Consider the following 18499-nt stretch of genomic DNA (forward strand, 5'->3'; position numbering starts at 1 on the left):
CGCCACTGCAAGCGGTGTCCACCGCGTTTTAGTTGGTACTCTAGATGAGCATAAGTAGTCCTCACGGAACGAACCCCGTGAGCGAGTGTTGTGGTAGGCTACTGGATTCGAATCGGATCGCGCTCCAACCGGTAGATCCGAAGTCGTCCGTCGTGGACGGCGAATGTCGACTTTAGGTCCGGCGGAATCGTCTCGGCTTTTCCGATCACGAGATAGCCTTCCGGACGGAGCGAGTTCGCGATCGTTTCGAGGATCGGTTGTTTGTACTCGGCGTCGATGTAGATGAACAGGTTTCGGCAGATGACCAGATCGAACCCGGACTTGGGCCGATCGTTGATGAGATCGTGGCGCTCGAACGTGACGTTGGATTTGACCGCCTCACGGACGCGGAAGGTGCCGTTCGTCCGGTCGACGTATCGCGTGTCGTCGTCGAGAAACGCGAGCTGTTCGGCGAGGTCGACCGTCCGTGATTCCTCGTAGACGCCACGGCGCGCGGTTTCGAGGGCGCCTTCGCTGATATCGGTCGCGTGGACTGTGACGGCGGATTCGTCGATCTGTGGATCGTCGTGGGCGAGCATCGACAGCGAGTAGGGCTCACGCCCGTCTGCACAGGCAGCACTCCAGACGTGGACGCCGGTGCGCCGTGAGGCGAGCGTTCTGATCACCTCGCGGATCCCCTCCCAGACGTCCGGATTTCGGAAGAACTCGGTGACGTTGATACTCATCGAGTCGAGCAGCGCCGCCTGTTCGTCGGGATCGCGCCGGAGGTGCTCGAGGTAGGCCTCGTACGTCTCGATGCCGGTCCGTCGCATCCGCGAGGAGACGCGTCTGTCGAGGTAGCTATCGTTGTAGTGGCTCGTCGCAAACGAGAGGTCGGTTTCGACGTACTCGAGGAGTCTCGTGAACGCGTCGTCGTTGGTCACAGCTCGGTCACCGCTCCCTCCCCGTTCGACGTTCTGACGACGAGGACACCCGTTCCGGGGGTGAACTCGACAGTCCGTCCGTAGTCTCCGCCGACGTCCGCTGCGAGCAGCGGCACGCCGAGTTTCTCGAGTTCGTCTTTTGCGGCCTCGGCGTTTCGCTGGCCGACGCTCTCGTCGAAGCTATCGAACTCGAACATGTCGCTGCCGCCGGCAATCTTGGCCTTGACGGAGGTGTAGCTCGCCCCCCGCTCGACCATTCGGCGCAGGAGTGCCCGGATCGCCGTATCGGCGTACTTGCCGGGTTTTTCGTCGCTGTTCTCGACCTCGTCCCCGTTCGGGAGCATGACGTGTGCGAGTCCGCCGATGCCGGAGTCGGGGTCGTAGAGGGCGACCGCCAGGCATGAGCCAAGCCCATAGGACTTGAGTGTGTCCTCGCCTTCGCTCACGGCCAGTTCGGCGATCCCGACCTGAACGGGATCTGGAAGTCCTGGTTCGGTTCCGTACGTCTTCATGAGTTCTCGACTTCTTCGAACTTCGCGGTCGTCGGCGTCTCGTCGATTCGGTCGACATCGAGGTCGTTCAGCGCGCGCTCGAGGTCCGACTCGTCGGGGATGGCGTAGATATCACAGTCGAACTCGCGACCGTCCGCGGTCACTACCGTGTCGAAGACGAACGCGAAGTCCTGATTCTCGCCGAGCTGGATGATGACGGGATCGACTGCGGCGGCGCCGATGTCGTGGATGAACTCGGGTGTAGAGTGGTCAATCGCCGTATCGAGCACGTTTGCCCAGCCGTCGAGGAAGCCACTCGCCATGATGTTCCCGAGTTCCATGATCGCGCTCTTGCCCATCTCGCCGAACCCCTCGTTTTCGTCGAGCCCCATCGGAATCATCGCGTCGGCGATCTCGTAGGCAGACTCCTCGTCGAACAGGAAGAGGAGATAGCCACTCGGCGTGCCGTCGAACTCGAACGCGACGCCGACGAGCGTTTCGTTCGAGACCGTCTCGGGGATGGTCTCGAGCGAGACGAAGTTGAGTCGTCGAATTTCGACGTTCGTCTCGATGCCGGTAAGCGTCGTTGCCGTCTTCGCGACCTCCTCGGCACCCTGTTCGGCCATCCGGTCGAAGCCGTCGAGTTTGTTGTACTCGATCCCTTCGTTCGTTCGCAACTGCTCTAAGAGCCTGGCCATCGTCTCCTGTCTCGGGAACAGGTAGTGGCTAAAGCCGATTTCGGTGCCGACGGCTTCGATCTGGCTCTGGAACAGCAACGCGAGGTCGTCGTCACCTGGTGCTTCTTCGATGTCGGCGAAGAAGGGTTCGGCTGACGCTCCAGCGACGAACTCGGGCGTCGAGACGTCGATGACGGTCTCTAAGACGTCGGCCCAGCCGTCGATAAAGCCGCTGTTCATGATGTGGCCCACCTCGGTCGTGGCGCTTTGGGTCATCTGATCGAACTCGTCGCTCGATTCCGAGAGGAGCGTCTCTACGATCCGAAACGCACTCTCGCGTTCGAAGACGACGATCGAGTGCCCGTCGAGGCCGCCGGTCAGCTTGACGCGGACGCCGACTTTCTCCGACCCATCCTCGAAGTCCCGGCGAATCTCCTCGCCGCGCATGAAGTTGAGTTTCGTCACGCCGACTCGCGTTTCGACACCGGTCATCCGCGTCAGCCGCCCTGCGGCGAGCCCGGCCCCTTCGCGAGCGATCCGGTAGAACACACCCAGTGCGTTGACGTCGAGTCTCATGTCTGTCCAACCTCGATCCCGTTCACCATCCCGACGAACTCCTCGAGGTCGGGGAACGCGTAGATCTCGGCTTCGATCTGATAACTCGGGACCGAGAGGTCCGAGTCGAAAAACAGCGCGAGGTCGTCGTCGCCGAGATTGGCAGTTCGAACGACGACGTCGCTTGCGGAGGCGTAGACGAGCTGGGGTGCGGCGATGTCGATTGCCCGGCCGAGGACGTCAGCCCAGCCGTCGATGAAGCCACTGGCCATCATGTTCCCCATCTCCTCGACCGCACTTCGAGCCATCTTTCCGGAGACGTTCGACATGTCGTCGACGACGTCACGAAGCATGAGCGCGGTGATCTTTTTCGCACTCTCTTCTGGGAAGAGGACCAGGATGTGCCCGTGCGGTGGATCGAGCAGTCGAACGCGAACGCCGACTCGTTTTCCTGGCTCGAGCTGGGATTCGATGTCGTCGACGTCGACGAAGGTCGTCTTCGTGACCTCCATCTGTGCGTTTTCGCCCGTCAGCTTGCCCATGTTCTCGGCAACGCCGGTCGTTCCGACTTTCGCCATCTCGTTTATAAAGCTCAACTTTCGAATGTCGACCATCAGTGTCATTGGTTTCTCCGTGGGTTTTCCGCAGTACTCATAGTGATGTTACGTCAAGGATGTTGACGACCTCTCCCCGGCCGCGGACCGTCGCACCGCTGAGCCCGGGAATGTTTTTCATGAAGCCTTCGAACGGCTTGACGACGACCTCCTGTTGTCCGCGAATCTCGTCACACTGGATCGCGACGGGACGGACCTCGTCGCGAATCCGGACGAACATGCCGTCGTCACCGACGCCGTCACCGGGGGTGTCGAGTTCCGCTGCGAGGTCGACGATCGAGAACTCGGCCTCGTCGGTCTCGAGGACGCCTCGTTCTTCGTCGACCTCGACGGCAGTCACCGTCTCGACGTCGCCGATGACTTTCGTGGGGACGCCGAACTCCTCACCGCCACTCTCGACGAACAGGACGTCCTCGATCGCCATCGTGACCGGCAACGTCAGCGTGAACGTCGTCCCCTCGCCGGGTGCACTCTCGACGGTAACCGAACCATCCAGCTCGTCGATCGTTCGTCTCACGACGTCCATTCCGACGCCTCGGCCGCTGATGTCGGTGACTTCTTCCGCTGTCGACAGCCCGGAGTGGAAGACGAGGTCGTACACCTCCTCGTCCTCGAGTGCGTCGGCCTCGGCGGCGGAGAGGACGCCTGCTTCGACGGCCTCCGTCCGAAGCCGGTCCGGATCGAGCCCCGCGCCGTCGTCTTCGATCTCGATCGTGACCCGATCGCGCGATCGATCGGCGCGTAGCTCCACGGTCCCCTCGCGCGGCTTTCCAGCCGCTTCGCGTTCGTCCGGCGGTTCGATACCGTGATCGACTGCGTTCCGGACCATGTGGATCAACGGGTCGCCGATCTCGTCGAGAATACTCCGGTCGAGTTCGACCTCCTCGCCTTCCAGCTCGAGGACGACCTCCTTGTTCTGCTCGCGAGCGATGTCACGGACCACACGCGGTAACCGGTTGACGGCCGTCTCGAGTGGAACGAGCCGAACGTCCATCACCGTCTCCTGCAGTTCGGTCGTGAGATCCGCCAGGCCGTCGAGCTCGCGATCGATCGTCATCAGATCCGCACCGGTTTCGATCGCGTGACGGAGTCGAACCCTGCTCGTGACGAGTCCCTCGACGAGTGTGAGCAGGCTGTCGATCTGGTCGACGTCGACGCGAACGGACTGGATACTGTCGTCGCCGTCGTCGTCGGACGACTGTTCGGCGGCTAACTGATCGCTGTCGAATTCGTCGGCGAGTGGCGTCGAGGTGTACTGGTCGTCGGCTTCGAGGTCGGCCGTGTCCGCAGCCGGCTCGCCCAGTTCACTGGCCGGGTCGAATTCGGTACTCGGGGCGTCGAATTCGTCTTCGCCGGCGGCGGGAGCCTCGAATTCGTCGTCGAGCTCGAGGTCCGACGCGTCGTGGTCGAACGAATCGACTGGTGAATCGGCGAACGGGTCGTCCTCGATCGTATCTTCGAACCGTGGGTCTGCCGAGTCGAATCCGTCGTTCCCGAACACGGCGTCCCCGAACTCGTCTGTCTCTGCGGCCAGTTCGGCCTCGTCAAGGCCATCGTCACCCAACACCGCATCCGCGAACTCCTCTGTCTCGACGGCGTCGATCGTCTCCTCGAACGCGTCCGTCGTCGCGGGCGACTCGAGGTCGTCGACCGATTCGTCATCGTCTTCAACCGTCGACGGTGTCGTTACAGACTCTTCGTCGACGGCTGGCGTGTCCGGATCGTCGGTGGGGCGTTCCGGCTCGGTCTCAGCGTCGTCGGCTTCGACAGGGGTCTCAGCGTCGTCGGCTTCGCCAGTCTCGACAGGGGTCTCAGCGTCGTCGGCTTCGCCAGTCTCGACAGGGGTCTCAGCGTCGTCGGCTTCGCCAGTCTCGACAGGGGTCTCAGCGTCGTCGGCTTCGCCAGTCTCGACAGAGGCCTCAGCGTCGTCAGCTTCGACAGTCTCGACAGGAGCCTCGATATCGTCGGCTTCGCCAGTCTCGACAGGGGTCTCAGTATCGTCAGCTTCGACAGTCTCGGCAGGGGTCTCAGTATCGTCAGCTTCGACAGTCTCGACAGAGGTCTCAGCATCGTCAGCTTCGACAGTCTCGACAGGGGTCTCAGCATCGTCAGCTTCGACAGTCTCGACAGAGGTCTCAGCATCGTCAGCTTCGACAGTCTCGACAGGGGTCTCAGCATCGTCAGCTTCGACAGTCTCGACAGAGGTCTCAGCGTCGTCAGCTTCGACGGCGTCGGCCGCCGCTTCTGCGGTGACGTCTGCGACCTCACCCGGAAGGTCGTCGAACGAGAACGCCTCGGGCACCGACTCCTCCGACGCAGTTTCGTCTCGGTCGTCGACTGCTGAGCCAGCTTCGAGGGCCGGTTCGGCGGACTCGATCTCTCCTTCTGACTCGTCTGCCCCGTCTGCCTCGTCCTCGAGCAGCGGATCCGAATCGTCGAGGAACGAGTCGTCCTCGAGATCGACGTCGTCGCCGAGGAGCTCTTCCATGCTGATCTCGTCTTCGTCGTCGAACTCGTCGAACTCGAGTTCGTCGAGCTCGTCTTGCAGTTCGTCGAAGCCGACCATCTCGACTTCGTCTTTGAGTTCTTCGAAGACGGCGGTCGCGTCGTCGACCTGGTCCGTCTCGTCGTCTGCCGACGCGTCGGCTCTCTCGTCGTCAGCGTCTGCGTCGTCGACCGTCGGCTCCGTGGCGAGGTCGTCGACGTCTTCGTCCTCGAGCAGGTCGTCGAACGTGCCAGCGTCGCCCATGTCCTCGAAGGCGTCGACGTCTTCGACCTCTTCGGCCAGCGCGTCGAGGTCGTCGAACTCGCTCAGTTCGTCGAGGAGTTCGTCGACCGATAGTTCGTTGGCGTCTTCAGCGGAGATCTCGCTGCCGACGTCGATGTCGGGCTCGTCGCTGCCGGTCTCGAACCGGTCGGTCACGACGGTGATCTCGAAGTCGACGACGGCGTCGACCGGCTCGAGTGCGGCGACGATCGCTTCTTTCTGGACGGGGCTGGCGAAGACGGCGTCGAGGGCGTGCTCGTACTCGCCCGCTTCGATCGCTTCTCGAGGTGGATCGGTGCCGATCACGTCGAACGCGTCGGTCAGCGCCTCGACGACGAGGTGGCCGTTGTTCACGTCCGCGTCGCCGTCGATCGAGAGCCGAACGAAGTAGGCGTGGTGGTCGTCGTCTGCGGGTGGATCGAACGGTTCGAGGACGGCGTCGATCTCCTCGTCCGACGGGGACGAGAGCGACGACGAGTCTCGGCCGGTTTCGGTCTGTGCGTAGAGTGCCTCGATCACCTCTGTCGGATCGGTCTGGATCTCGCCGCTCGAGGCGACCTCGTCGATTATTCTCTCGAGTTCGTCGACGCCGTCGAACACCGTGTCCATGAGGTCGCCAGACACCTCGGCGTCACCAGCCCGAACCTCGTCGAGGAGGTCCTCGATGGCGTGTGCCAGGTCACTCGCCTGTTCTAACCCCATCGCGCCACAGTTCCCTTTCAGGGTGTGGGCGGCACGGAAGGTGCGTCTCAACGCCTCTTGGTCGTCCGGTGAGCGTTCGAGGGTCAGTAGCGAGTTGTTCAACGTCGTGATCTGCTCTTGACTGTCCTGTACGAAATCGCTCAGATACTCACTCATTGTACTCTCCCTCCGTTCTGAAGGCGTCGACGATGCGGTCGGCGATCGACGGGGCCGGCACGACTTCGTCGACACAGCCCGTCTCGATCGCCTGTTTGGGGATACCGAACACCGGACTCGTCTCTTCGTCCTGGGCGATCGTCCGTCCGCCGGCCGACTTGATCGCCTCGATTCCGGCCGCACCGTCCCGACCCATCCCCGTCAGGGCGACGCCGACGAGCGGGTCAGTGACGCGGTTGGCTGCCGTCTTCATCGTGACGTCGATCGCCGGCCGCACGCTGTGCACTCGCTCGCCGTCGTCGAGTCGCACTCGAAGCTGTCCGCCGATATTGCTCGAGACCTCGAGGTGATGCCCACCGGGTGCGACGAGCGCCTCTCCGGCACCGACGAGGTCGCCGTGTGTCGCCTCGCTGACGTCGTACTCGCTGATCTCGTCGAGTCGGTTCGCGAGGCGCTCGGTAAACTCCGCTGGCATGTGCTGGACGACGAGTAGCTTCGCCCCGAGTTCGATCGGGAGCGTCGCGAACAGCCGTTCCAGGATCTTCGGCCCGCCGGTCGAGGCACCGACGACGATCGTCGGATCGTCGAGATAGCTGTCGTCGACCTCGACTGCCGTCGAGCCAGTTCCCACCGACGTGGCACCGATCGACTCCATCGACACGACGGCCGACTGCCGGACGCGCCCGGAGGTGACGGACTCGATGGCGGCGGCCGCACGCGCCAGTGCGAGCGAGGAGACGTCGGTATTCGCGACCTCGTCGACTTTGTCGACGAGTTCGTCCGCGAGATCGACGATCGTCCGCGAGTCCGTCCCATCCGGTTTTTGGAGGACGTCCATCGCACCCCGCTCGAGCGCGTCGAGCGTCGACTCTGCGCCCTCGGCCGTGTAGGCGCTGAGCATGAGAATCGGGGTTGGTCGCGACGACATGATTCGTTCGACGGCTTCAATTCCGTCCATTTCGGGCATCTCGACGTCCATCGTGACGACGTCCGGCTGGGAGGTCTCGACGGCGTCGACCGCTTCTCGGCCGTTCGTGGCCGTTTCGACCTCGTAGCCCGCATCGGTGAGCGCGTTGTCGACTACCGACCGCATGAACTGTGAGTCGTCGACAACGAGTACGCGCTTCATGCAGCAATGACGTCACGTAAGGCTTTCCGAACGCTCTCTTCTTCGAACGGTTTCGTTACGTACCCGTCCGCACCGGCTTTGACCGCGAGTTTCATCTTCTCACGCTGCCCGACGCTCGTACACATGATGACTCGTGAGCCCGGGTCGAGCTTTTTGATCGCCGCGGTCGCCTTGATGCCGTTACACTTGGGCATCACGATGTCCATCATCACGATATCGGGTTTCCGTTCTTTGTACAGCTTGACCGCTTCGGCCCCGTTAGACGCCTCTCCAACGATCTGGTACTCCTCTTCTAAGATCTGGCGGAGCAGGTTTCGCATAAAATGAGAGTCGTCTACGATGAGCACCCCTGTCGACATTCAGTTGTACACCACAGACCGGTACAAATACAACTACTATAAATGCTGTCTCCCGGTTATCAGAGGTGATAAACGTGGAGTGAGCGCAGAACCGGTCGCCGTCAGCGCTGTCTGGACGCCACGAGCAACCGTTCGACGTCGAGCAGTCCCGTCGTCTCGACTTCACCGACCTCCTCGGGCTGGCTGGTCTCGGTTCGTTGCTCTGCTGGCTCTGTGTCGTCGAACAGTTCGCCGACCTCGTCTCCCGACGCGTCGCCGCCGAGACCGAGCCGGCTTCCGAACGGGTCGGTCGACGTGTCCTGTTTGGGTTCGGCGTTACCTGCCCTCCCGGGGAGCAGATCGTCGATTCCGATCTCGGTTCCGGACTCTTTCACGACGGCCGCCACGAGCAACGGATGCTCGAGGACGCTTCGATCGATGTCCTCGACGGAGAACGGGACCTCCTCGAGCGAGCCCGACTCCAGCTCACGCTCCTCGAGGACGTTGCGTTCGGGTACCGATTCGACGCCCAGCACGTCGTCAACGCGGACCGCGGCGGGCTGCTGGTCGGCTCTGGTCTCGAAGACGACGAGCCGCTGGTCGTCCGGTGTGCGCTCTGTCGTCGGGAAGTGAAGACGCAGATCGATCACCGCCGTGATCACGCCACGAAGGTCCGTCACCCCTTCAATCGCTCGCGACGAGCGCGGCACTCGCGTCACGTCGGTCGGCGGATCAGTGATCGATTTGACGTCGTCGACGGCGAGCGCGAGCCGATGGTCGCCGAGTTCGACGAATACAAACCGCTCGTACTCCTCTTGCTCGTCGTCGCCATCGTCTCCCGGGTGCCGGTCGTCCGACTCACCGATACTGAGCCCGAGGAGCCTGTCGGGAATGTCCGAGGACATGTTCTCGTTCGTTACTTACATCGCATCGATAAAACGTTGACCCCCAGTGGCGAGCCACTCGAGCGTGCCGACAGCGTTATTTCCTGGCAGTTTCGACACTCAAGCAAGATGACGACGGCTCCAGGTGCGGACGCCAACCGGCCAGACCGACCGACGATGGTTCTGACGTTCTCTCTCGAGGAAACGCGATACTGCGTCGAGATCGAGCGCGTCGTGGCGGCCGTCGGCGTCGACGAGTACGACGTCCTCGAGGGGGCGGCCGATCCGTGGAACGCGGGCGAACTCACGCTCGACGGAGCGCCGGTTCGTGTCGTCGACCTCGCGCGGGCGTTCGGTTCCACCAGGACGCCGGATCGCGTCGACGACCCCCACCTCCTCGTCTTCGAGTCGACCGACGAGGGCCGACGCTGTGGCTGGCTCGTCGACGACGTCGACGTCGCCCAGCCGGTCGATCCGTCGACGCTCGAGCGCTCGAGCGGCCACGTCCGATTCGTTCACGGGTGGGTCGAACTCGATGGTGAGCGACTCGTCTGGCTGAACGAAGCGGCGATAAACGGCTGATCGAAGTTATCCACTGTTCTTTGACCGTAACGCGTGTGTCACCATTTTCTGACCGGCGGATCAGTTTCGTATTCCAATTATCCGAACGGTTGGACTTACGTCTACCGCGAACTGATCACCGATGGGAGTCTGAGAAGCAGGAAGCCCAGCATAATTCCGAAAAATAGGGTGAAAAAAGATATATACATGAGCGATTGTCCCGCTATCCAGTAAATCATCGTTATGATTGGCACCCCAATTAATCCTATTAGTAGCGTACGCTCTTGTGTAGCACATTGTTGATTTCAGAGCGTTGCTTTGATAGCCTGTTTGAGTGCGTCTCGTCCCAGTTTTCGATATAATTCTCGGCGGAGCTGGAACGCTCTGGGATACGGCGTCAGCTTGTCTTTGGAGACTCCTCGATGGGGCGAGAGCCACCGTCACGTCAGCGACGCGTGGCTCTCGTAGGTGTTGACGTGAACTTCCTCATCGGCGTATTCGTCGCCGTGGACGACGTATTTGCGGGTGAACGCGTCGTCCCCTTCGAGCGGTTTGAACGCTCGAAAGCCGTCGGTATAGACCGCGATCGACTCCTCTGTGCGGTCAGCAAGGAGGAGTCGAATTGTCGATTCGTCGGCGGCTTTCGCTGGGATCACGTACCGCTGTCTGGTCCCGCGATCAGCAAGAATGAATACAGGTGGCTTGTCGCCATCGTACGAACTTCGCCCACGCGTAGAGAGGCCACGCGAGCGCGACGGTCGATCGCGATCGCGGCCCTTCTTCCCGGCAGAGACGTACACTTCATCGATTTCGACCGGTCCGACAAGATCGAGCGAAGGCGCATCGAGCGCTCTGGCGAAGGGCTCGATGCGCCGGTGCATCGTTTTGTGTGTTACCTCAATTTCACACTGGAGTTGGCGGAGACTCGTGTTAAACCGGAGAAACGCGTAGATCGAAAACAACCAGCGGCGGAGTGCAACCTTCGAGTGGGCGAAGATCGTGCCAGTCTTGTTGTTGAATGTGCGGTCAAAATCCTTACAGAGATACCGCTGAAACTTTCTGTAGCTGCCGTTTCTGACCGTGTGGTCAGAACGGCAGCGAGGACAGGTAACACCGTCACGCCAGCGAACCTGTTGCAGCAGGTCCGCTGCGACCGATTCTGAGCCAAACACATCCAGTGGAATCATTCGTGTCGGGCATCGCTGACGCGGTGCCCTTGTCCTCTTCGACTCTGTAGCGACCGCTCAGTAGTGTCAACAATCTCCTACGGATGAGCGCACAACATCAAGAAGGCCGCAAAACAGGAAATTCCGCTCCCGTCATGCGATTAAACACGACCCTCTTAAGATGTTACCTCGTATTTCTGTAAAGGACTTCCTAATAGATTGATTTTAAGATACGAATATTATATATAAATGGTAAGTTATAAAATATGGCCGTCCAAGGAATACGATAATTATAGACCAAGTTCACACCCAACCGCCTCGACGAAGTCGCCGACGAATTCGACGTACTGGTCGGCCGGGGCACGGTACCTGACGACCGCCGCGTCCGCATCCTGCACGATGTCGATATCTTCGGCGATCTCGACTGGGACCGCTGACTCGGTGCCTGATTGGTTCTTTTCAGCCGCCGTTCGGTCGAGGAGGGTCGTGGCCAGTTCGTCAACGAGCGTTTTGGCGAGGTCGACGTCGTGGGCCGTCACGTTCACTTCCGCGACCCGGTCCGTCTTCTCCGCGAAGACGGCACCGTAGCTGAACGTAGTTCGGTCGCCCGAGTCAGGCCCTGGGCCTGTGCTCACGTCGACGTCGTTCGGATGCACGAGGGCGAATCTGGTCGGGACCTCGATCGAACTCCGTTCGAACGTTCGCAGGAGATCACCCATAAGCGGGTCACCGTCGTGATGCCACACGTCGATGATGGCTCGCGTCACGTCGGACGTTCCAACGGCGAATACAACGTCGCTGACCGCTGTCGCAGTCACCTCACCGACGGTGTACAGGGTGTGATTCGCATACTGTCTCGTTTCAGGCTTCACGTCATCCCAGCCGAGACGGGCGGGCAGGTCGTCCGCGTTCCAGTCGGCCCACACGATAGCGCCGACGCCCCCATCGGCATCGTCCGAGCCGACGATCACTATAGTAACCGTTAGAATTTTCCGCCCAGATATTGTTACTGTAGTCAATGGACCATCTCGACGAGATCTCCGTCGAAGAACTCCAAGACGCTCTCGACAGGGTTGAGGAGAACAAGCCGACACAGCGGTTACTAGCGGCGATCGCGTACAAAAACGGCGTTACGCAGACCGAACTTGCAGAGTGGCACGACACCGGTCGAAGAACGATCTACAGCTGGCTCATGCGACTCGATACGGACGAACCGTTTGAGCAAGCCGTTTCTGATGCTCACCGCTCCGGAAGAAACCGGAAGCTCTCAGAAACACAGCAGGAAGAATTCGAACAAACCGTTCACGAACCTCCCAAGGAAGTCGGGATCGACGCGCCGGCGTGGACGCCGGCGCTCGTCCAGCAATATCTTGAGGAAACCTACGATGTCGAGTACTCAATCCCGAGCTGCCGGCGGTTACTCAAAGAAGCGGGATTGAGCTATCAAAAACCACGCCGTACAGCCGCCGAATCTGATGCTGACGAGCAAGAAACCTTCCGCGAAGAGTTCAAAAAAAGCGGCGGGAGATGGACGCCACAGTAGTCTGTATCGATCAGACCAAGAAATCCGTGCAAGTCGAGCCGCGTGCCGCGTGGTTTCCTCGCGGCACGCGGCCGGCCGTCGAATTATCCGGCCAACGCGACTGGACGTGCCTGTTGGGCGCGATCACCGAAGACGGTGATCGCTTTTTCGCTCGATTCGAAGAGTACGTAACCGCCGAACACGCCAAACATTTCATTCTTGCATTATGCGAAGAATTTGCAGATGATTTGCTCATCGTGCTGGATGGAGCGTCGTATTTCCAGGCGTCGGCCGTCACGGACCTGGCGGCCCGTGACGACCTCGACTTCGTCACGTTACCGGCGTACTCGCCAGAGCTCAATCCTGTCGAGGAGTGCTGGAGACAACTCCAAGCCGCTCTCAGCAACCGTTTCTTTGAGTCACTCGACGATCTTACAACGGCGATTGATACAGCTCTTGACCAGATCTCTATACCAAAAGTGAGCAATTATTTCTAATTTTTACTATAGCTTCGAAGCCGCTCTTGTTGTGCGTCCGTCAAGCTATGGCCGAAGTTCTCGTCAACATCCGCGAGGTTTCCGGTTTCCACTTCGCCAGGCGTTTCTGACTTGAAGTGCAGATCACCAAGCACTCGAAGCGGACGGCATATGTCCCACGAGATTTCGGTTTCATCCCCCGCTGATGGCACTCGGAATCCGAGTTCTTTAAGGAATGTAACCGCGCGGTCCGTCACTTGGTATGTGCTTGGGCGGTTGTGGTCTGGGTGTGGCTTCCAGCGCACAATAATGCCTGCCTCCGTTGTCTTATTGCGTAGCGTTGCCACAGCACAATAACATCAAAGATATTTAATAACTGTTTCGAATATCTATCGTTTTACAAGTTTCACGGCAGATGTGAGTGACGGCTATGGTGAATTGTCATATGTTCTCACACCAGTCACACTGTCGTAGTGAGATCGTATGTTCCCTGATTTTCAGTTGGTCTGTATCTATATCGGAAATTTTCATTCTACAGCTTCTTCGAGAATTGTTCTCAACTCTCGTTCCAATTCAGAAGTTTGGAGGATCGCGATTTCCCGATCGGATTGCTCCTCGAGTGACGCGGTCTCCTCCTCAAGATCCTGAACCACCAGAAGCCCGTTCCACCCAGAGCCGAAGTAGTCTCCGTCCTCGTGGCCGAAGACGTACTCCTTGTTAACACGAAGGAACGCGAGGTACTCGAGTGTCTCCTTAACACCCCGTCGAATCGTGTCCTCGTTGGTGCTGTTCTTCACCTCGACGATCAGGTACTCGTGCTCGTTCTCATCCTCCGAGATGATCTCGAGGACGATGACGTCGGGACGACCGGTGTGGTTCCGGTAGTCTTTTTTGAAGTAGTTGCCGGCGACCTCTTGAGCAATGAGTTGCACCTGATCGGTTCGGGAAGGGTTGTCCTTGTCTTCGTCTGGGACGGCGACGAAGGAGAGGTCACGATCTCGAGCGGAGTTGTCGTGATAGAGGACGATCTCTTTGTCACCGTCGAAGCGGGCGACTTCCTGGCGGTCGGTCGCGATCGTCTTGAACTGCGGCTGACTCTCTCGGAGGTCCTCGAGTGTGGCCACGAAGCGGAACAGGACGAATAGCTCGAACAGCGAGTCGGTGTCGTCCGGTGCGATGGCGGTTTGCTCGAGCAATCGCCGGATCTCCTCGGGCTCCCCTCGAAACAATCGCTGACGTGATCTGAGTAGCGAGGCCGCATCTCGATACACTTCGTGGCGTGAATCGGCAGCCGTGGTCAGCATCCGCTCGGTCGGCTCGTACGTATCGGGATCGCGAATCCGTCGGACGTGGACGTTCCGCTCGACGATCCGTTGCAGTTCGTCGATCAGGTTCTCGCTTCCCTTCCAGGTCTCGCTCACCCAGTCGTAGTCCGCTCGAAGGTACTCTTCGGCCTCTCGAGTCGTCCGATGGATAACGGAGATGAGTCGCTTGAGAACGAGGTTCTCGGGGATATCGTAGTTCACCGAGCGGTTGTCGCAGACGAAAATTGAGTTGTCCTGTGGGTACTGTGAGTGGCGCTTCTTGATCGTCTCTCCCCAGTTGATCCGTCCGTCGACGGTCCCGCGTCTCGTACGGGAGGTCGTCCGGGTTTCGGTTCGGATGCTTCGCAGATGCTCCGGCAGCGTTCGGATGAACTCGACGACGTCGTCCTGGAGGATGAAATGGAGGTCGAGCAGGAGTTCGTACTCCTCGAAGCGCTCGTCTAGTTGCTCGGGTTTGATCGAGCGGGCAAGTTCTCGCTCCGGGAACGAGCCTCTCATCGCGTAGGCGAGGATATCCTCTGTGAGGTGCTCGAGGAGTTCGTCCCTATTCATTCTGAGTGGAGAGGGGAACCTGGAGCATCTCTCGGGCTGCGCCCTCGAGGAGTACGGTGTCGATATCCGGAACGGCGGCGAGTTCCCTGACGATCGTCTTGCGTTTTGGAACCCCCTCTAACTGCGGGAATATGTAGCTGATGACCGCTTGGGTGAGGTGGTATTTGAGGTCCTCGTCGGGATGGTGGCTGACGTATCGGAGGACGTCTTCGATGATCGCTGGCCCGATCGCCCGTTCATCGACTGCGGTATTCGCCGTTCGCCAGACGCGACCGACTGCGCCGGCTTCTCGACGCGTAATATCGAGCTCCCAGGCGTCCGCGTAGTCAAAGATGACATCCTCGACAGAATCGTCGGATTCCGTTGCCTCCGGGAGCGTCGGCGCTGGAACGCGCACGAATGCGAATCGACGCATGAACGCGTAACTCATCTCGTAGAGTGATGTCTTGTCGTAGGCGTTCATCGTCGCAAAGATCCGCCAGGAGTTGGGCACGACGTACTGGTTGCTGGCTGGCGTTCCGTCGACGTCCTCGTAGGTGGTCAGTTCGACTTCGTTCCCGTCGACGGTATAGGGAAGCTGGACGGACTGGCCCGAGAGGAGCGTGAAGAGCTGGCCGAACGCTTTGTCGATGTCCGCACGATTGAGTTCGTCGATAACGAGCAGATCGTTCGCCTGCGTGCCTGTTTGGGTGTTCTTGAGGCGGTTGAGAACGATTCCGGGTTTGAACGAGAGGTTGTCGTCCTCTGTGGACTCACTCGGCATGTATCCGCCGACGGTGTCGAACGTCGACCAGTCGGCAGTGGCCGTGGTCATCTCGAATCCCGAGTAGAGATATGGATGTGATTCCGTGAGGTGCTCACAGACGCGTTCTGCGATTTCGGTTTTCCCTGTTCCTGGCGGGCCCGTGAGGAGGATGTGTTTTCCAGATCGGAGTGCCGTCGAGATCTGCTCGAGGATCTTCTCTCCGAGATCGTCTTCGAAGTGGAGGCCCTCGAGGATGTCCGTCGGAAGCGTACTCTGGAGTGGCTTGTGTGGGTTGATCGGTGAGACCTCGGTCAGGTCGTCGGCCATGGCGTCGAGGAGTGCCGTTGGACGGTCGTAATCTATGTTACCATCATCCGTGCGGAACGTTCCGGAACTCGACTGGACGGGGAATCCCGTTCCGGAAGCGGCCACACAGATCTGATTTGCCTCTTCGATCGGCAAGCAGTTTGCCGTCAGTGCGTCGAGTTCCTGCTCGAGTTCTGCAGTCTCTTTCTCCGAGGTTCCACGTGTGGTGTCAATCTGAGCGATATCGCTTGTGAGGAATAACCGCTCGAAACTCATGATCATCGAGTACTCCTTTCTACCGTGATGTTCGTCCAACCACCACGGGTCAGATTTCTCGAAGGTCTCGCCGATAATCCCTACTCCAATGACTCCACTGGGCTGATTCGTGAGTTCGGTATTCGATGGTTCGGCTCGAGAGTGCAGAAACGCGATGTCACCTTTCTCGAGGGTATTCCATCGATTTTCGTGGTCCGGCTCGAACGCAGCCGATGCGAACTCAACTGTCGTGAGCCAGTAATCCGGCGGCGCGGTGAACTTGTGGACCGTTGGCTCCGTGGTCTCGATCTGAGTCGCCAGTGGGTGATCCACGTTCGGTGATGATTCTGGTCGTTCGTCGGGTGTCGTGTAGCTGTCGGTCAGGACACTGTTCAATCGGGGTTGGCTGAGCGGTCCTGATAGGTCTAACTCGTCTTGGATGAGACGAACTCCACAGAGGAACAGCGTCTGAGCGGGTGTGAACGCATCGAGCGTTCCGATCCCGAGGTCATCGGCTTTCGCCTCTAACTCCGACTCGAGGCGTTCGTACACACGGCGGATCTGATCGAGTTTCGCGGCGGTGTCGGGGGAAACTTCATCCGACGGTAGGAATCCCGTGAGGGCGTCAGACCAGTCTTCGATGACGGTCCTGCCGATGCGGTTTTTCAACCACGGCTGCTCGTCTTCTGCGTGGGTTAGCCTCGAGCGGACGTCCTCGAGTGCGTGCTCGAGGGAATCGTACTCGGGGATGGTGTCGCTATTGTCGGGGTAGAGTTGCCGGCCCGTGATCTGGTTGATGAACTCCTCGACGGAGTCGTATTCGTCGTAGAAGCTCGAGTCGGTCCGATCGAAGTTGATGGCACTGTAGGTGTCGTTCGGCCAGCCCTTGAAGCCTAACGTGGCCCAGAACTCCTCCTGGTTGAGTTCCGCTTCGTAGAGTGGCTCGAGGAAGAGGATGTGAGGGAAGATTTCATCGGTGACCTCGCCCCAGCCGACTGCGTCGGTGAATTTGGATGCTCTGTCGCGGTCCAACACCGTTGCGTGATTTACACGCGCGACGATGGTGTACTCGCCGTCTCTCCGTCCGTTGCGATCGGCGAACAACAGGTAGTCGCCTTCGTCGGCGGCTTCGTCCTCCTGGTTCCCCCATACCCGAAGGGTGTCGTGTTCGATCGGAGGATCGTAGATCCCTTCCAGCTGCTCCCGTGGGACGCCCTCGAGTATCGTGCGATCGAAGTTCGTTCGAATCGGCCCATCGCCGGTCTTCACGGGGACCTGGTAGACAGTCGGATCAGTGAACTGGCTGAGGTCGGTGTTCGTCGAGTTGGAACCAGTGTCGAGTTTTGGCGTGGAGATGGGTGTGGAGCCGATGTCGACCGGGGAGAGTTTGAATCGAATCCCCTCTCGGAGGTTTCCTTCGGAGTCCGGGAGTTCCTCGAAGAAATGGCCGGCGTACAGATACTGGCCAATGTACCGGACGCCCTCATCTTCCATCGTGAAGAAGTGGAGCTCGCGGCCTTCCTCGAGGTGGTTTCTGATCGTGCCGTTTCCACGTTTCATCTCCATGTCGCCGACCTGTCCTTCACCAGTGTAGATCACTGTCCCGTCCGGACGGATCGCGTCTTGGTAGCCGTGGTCTTCGCCAGTGCCACCGCTGAACAGGAAGACGACTGGTTCATCTCTGGACGGGGCGATTCCACCCTGGATGCTGCCGCCGTATTCTGTGTGGAGCTCACGGCGGTTGTAGATCGTGTTCGGTTCTAGGTCTACGGCGGAAACACCTTCGAGTTGGTCGGCGAGTTCTTTTCCGTCGGGGGTGAGGTGGGTTCGGTCGTTCCTTCGTTCGACGTAGCCGAGAATTTGTAGCCACTCGCGGTGTCGTGTTGCGACCCCCGGCGTCTCCATCTGGCACTCCTCGAAGGTGTTCACGAGCACCTCCATGAGGTCCTCGTCAGTTCTGGGCTCGAGGGCTACCGCACGGAGGATTGTATCGAAGCCTTTGACGGATGTTCGGAGGGCATTGTAGAGGACGATTGGGTCTCGATCCCTGAGATACCAGCGGCTGATCTGTGTGCAGGTGTATACGTCGTTCTGTCTTTCAATGAGGCCGAGTTCTTCGAGGAAGTTCAGGCGGTCTCCGACTGCACCCGGTGCTGTCGCATTCGTGTTGGAGATGATCCAGTCGATGACTTCCTCTTGTGGAATCCCTGCGTCGTTCTGCTGTGCAAGGTAGGAGAGTAAATCGGTAAAAACCCCCAACCGATCCTCGATGTCACCGTAGAACCGAACGGTAGACATCCGGCGCTCGTTTGTCATTGTTTCGTAACAGGACACAGGTACTTCTTATAAATCCTA

13 protein-coding genes and 1 pseudogene are annotated in these 18499 nt (G+C 59.6%); 2 read left to right on the plus strand and 12 right to left on the minus strand.

Going from position 1 to position 18499, the window contains the following annotated elements:
* Nucleotides 1-98: 98 nt before the first annotated feature.
* The 8 genes from NMQ09_RS17650 to NMQ09_RS17685 form a co-directional block, all read right to left on the minus strand.
* Complete coding sequence (locus NMQ09_RS17650; protein WP_255191893.1) at nt 99-923, minus strand: CheR family methyltransferase; 825 nt, start codon at nt 921-923, stop codon at nt 99-101.
* Nucleotides 920-1435 (minus strand): chemotaxis protein CheD, encoded by a 516-nt coding sequence (locus NMQ09_RS17655; RefSeq protein ID WP_255191894.1) that lies wholly within the window; start codon nt 1433-1435, stop codon nt 920-922. The genes NMQ09_RS17650 and NMQ09_RS17655 overlap by 4 nt, the downstream gene beginning before the upstream one ends.
* Nucleotides 1432-2667, minus strand: coding sequence for a chemotaxis protein CheC (locus NMQ09_RS17660; RefSeq protein WP_255191895.1), 1236 nt, complete (start codon nt 2665-2667; stop codon nt 1432-1434). Before NMQ09_RS17660 ends, NMQ09_RS17655 begins: the two co-directional genes overlap by 4 nt.
* Nucleotides 2664-3269, minus strand: coding sequence for a chemotaxis protein CheC (locus tag NMQ09_RS17665; RefSeq protein WP_255191896.1), 606 nt, complete (start codon nt 3267-3269; stop codon nt 2664-2666). The genes NMQ09_RS17660 and NMQ09_RS17665 overlap by 4 nt, the downstream gene beginning before the upstream one ends.
* A gap of 28 nt (nt 3270-3297) precedes the next feature.
* A complete protein-coding gene (locus tag NMQ09_RS17670; protein ID WP_255191897.1) occupies nt 3298-6885 on the minus strand; it encodes an ATP-binding protein in 3588 nt (1195 codons plus the stop codon).
* Nucleotides 6878-8014 carry a chemotaxis-specific protein-glutamate methyltransferase CheB gene (gene cheB, locus NMQ09_RS17675; RefSeq protein WP_255191898.1) on the minus strand — a complete coding sequence of 379 codons (1137 nt, stop codon included), beginning with the start codon at nt 8012-8014 and terminating at the stop codon, nt 6878-6880. The genes NMQ09_RS17670 and cheB overlap by 8 nt, the downstream gene beginning before the upstream one ends.
* Nucleotides 8011-8373, minus strand: coding sequence for a response regulator (locus NMQ09_RS17680; RefSeq protein WP_255191899.1), 363 nt, complete (start codon nt 8371-8373; stop codon nt 8011-8013). The genes cheB and NMQ09_RS17680 overlap by 4 nt, the downstream gene beginning before the upstream one ends.
* A 101-nt stretch (nt 8374-8474) precedes the next feature.
* Nucleotides 8475-9257, minus strand: a complete 783-nt coding sequence (locus NMQ09_RS17685; RefSeq protein WP_255191900.1) for a chemotaxis protein CheW — start codon at nt 9255-9257, stop codon at nt 8475-8477.
* 108 nt (nt 9258-9365) lie between these two features.
* Here NMQ09_RS17685 and NMQ09_RS17690 point away from each other — a divergent pair, with 108 nt between their 5' ends.
* Nucleotides 9366-9818 (plus strand): chemotaxis protein CheW, encoded by a 453-nt coding sequence (locus tag NMQ09_RS17690; RefSeq protein ID WP_255191901.1) that lies wholly within the window; start codon nt 9366-9368, stop codon nt 9816-9818.
* A gap of 284 nt (nt 9819-10102) precedes the next feature.
* Here NMQ09_RS17690 and NMQ09_RS17695 read toward each other — a convergent pair.
* Together NMQ09_RS17695 and NMQ09_RS17700 are read right to left on the minus strand one after the other, a co-directional pair.
* A pseudogene (locus NMQ09_RS17695) lies at nt 10103-10984 on the minus strand (IS1595 family transposase).
* 269 nt (nt 10985-11253) lie between these two features.
* Nucleotides 11254-11982 (minus strand): hypothetical protein, encoded by a 729-nt coding sequence (locus NMQ09_RS17700; RefSeq protein ID WP_255191902.1) that lies wholly within the window; start codon nt 11980-11982, stop codon nt 11254-11256.
* Here NMQ09_RS17700 and NMQ09_RS17705 point away from each other — a divergent pair.
* Nucleotides 11982-12982, plus strand: a protein-coding gene (locus NMQ09_RS17705) for an IS630-like element ISNma5 family transposase (protein ID WP_255191903.1) whose coding sequence is annotated in 2 segments (ribosomal slippage) — nt 11982-12474 and nt 12474-12982 — 1002 coding nt in all. Because the reading frame shifts where the segments join, the coding sequence is not laid out codon by codon here. The two genes, NMQ09_RS17700 and NMQ09_RS17705, sit on opposite strands and share 1 nt — an antisense overlap.
* A 506-nt stretch (nt 12983-13488) precedes the next feature.
* Here NMQ09_RS17705 and NMQ09_RS17710 read toward each other — a convergent pair.
* Together NMQ09_RS17710 and NMQ09_RS17715 are read right to left on the minus strand one after the other, a co-directional pair.
* Nucleotides 13489-14838 (minus strand): hypothetical protein, encoded by a 1350-nt coding sequence (locus NMQ09_RS17710; RefSeq protein ID WP_255191904.1) that lies wholly within the window; start codon nt 14836-14838, stop codon nt 13489-13491.
* Nucleotides 14831-18460, minus strand: a complete 3630-nt coding sequence (locus NMQ09_RS17715; RefSeq protein WP_255191905.1) for an SRA domain-containing endonuclease — start codon at nt 18458-18460, stop codon at nt 14831-14833. The genes NMQ09_RS17710 and NMQ09_RS17715 overlap by 8 nt, the downstream gene beginning before the upstream one ends.
* Between the last annotated feature and the right edge of the window lie 39 nt (nt 18461-18499).

It is taken from the genome of Natronobeatus ordinarius (genome assembly GCF_024362485.1).
GTDB lineage: Archaea > Halobacteriota > Halobacteria > Halobacteriales > Natrialbaceae > Natronobeatus > Natronobeatus ordinarius.

Coding starts and splice junctions, on each gene's coding strand:
- NMQ09_RS17655 (WP_255191894.1), bottom strand. CDS start 1,435: ATGAAGACGTACGGAACCGAACCAGGACTTCCAGATCCCGTTCAGGTC.
- NMQ09_RS17660 (WP_255191895.1), bottom strand. CDS start 2,667: ATGAGACTCGACGTCAACGCACTGGGTGTGTTCTACCGGATCGCTCGC.
- NMQ09_RS17665 (WP_255191896.1), bottom strand. CDS start 3,269: ATGACACTGATGGTCGACATTCGAAAGTTGAGCTTTATAAACGAGATG.
- NMQ09_RS17670 (WP_255191897.1), bottom strand. CDS start 6,885: ATGAGTGAGTATCTGAGCGATTTCGTACAGGACAGTCAAGAGCAGATC.
- cheB (WP_255191898.1), bottom strand. CDS start 8,014: ATGAAGCGCGTACTCGTTGTCGACGACTCACAGTTCATGCGGTCGGTA.
- NMQ09_RS17680 (WP_255191899.1), bottom strand. CDS start 8,373: ATGTCGACAGGGGTGCTCATCGTAGACGACTCTCATTTTATGCGAAAC.
- NMQ09_RS17685 (WP_255191900.1), bottom strand. CDS start 9,257: ATGTCCTCGGACATTCCCGACAGGCTCCTCGGGCTCAGTATCGGTGAG.
- NMQ09_RS17690 (WP_255191901.1), top strand. CDS start 9,366: ATGACGACGGCTCCAGGTGCGGACGCCAACCGGCCAGACCGACCGACG.
- NMQ09_RS17710 (WP_255191904.1), bottom strand. CDS start 14,838: ATGAATAGGGACGAACTCCTCGAGCACCTCACAGAGGATATCCTCGCC.
- NMQ09_RS17715 (WP_255191905.1), bottom strand. CDS start 18,460: ATGACAAACGAGCGCCGGATGTCTACCGTTCGGTTCTACGGTGACATC.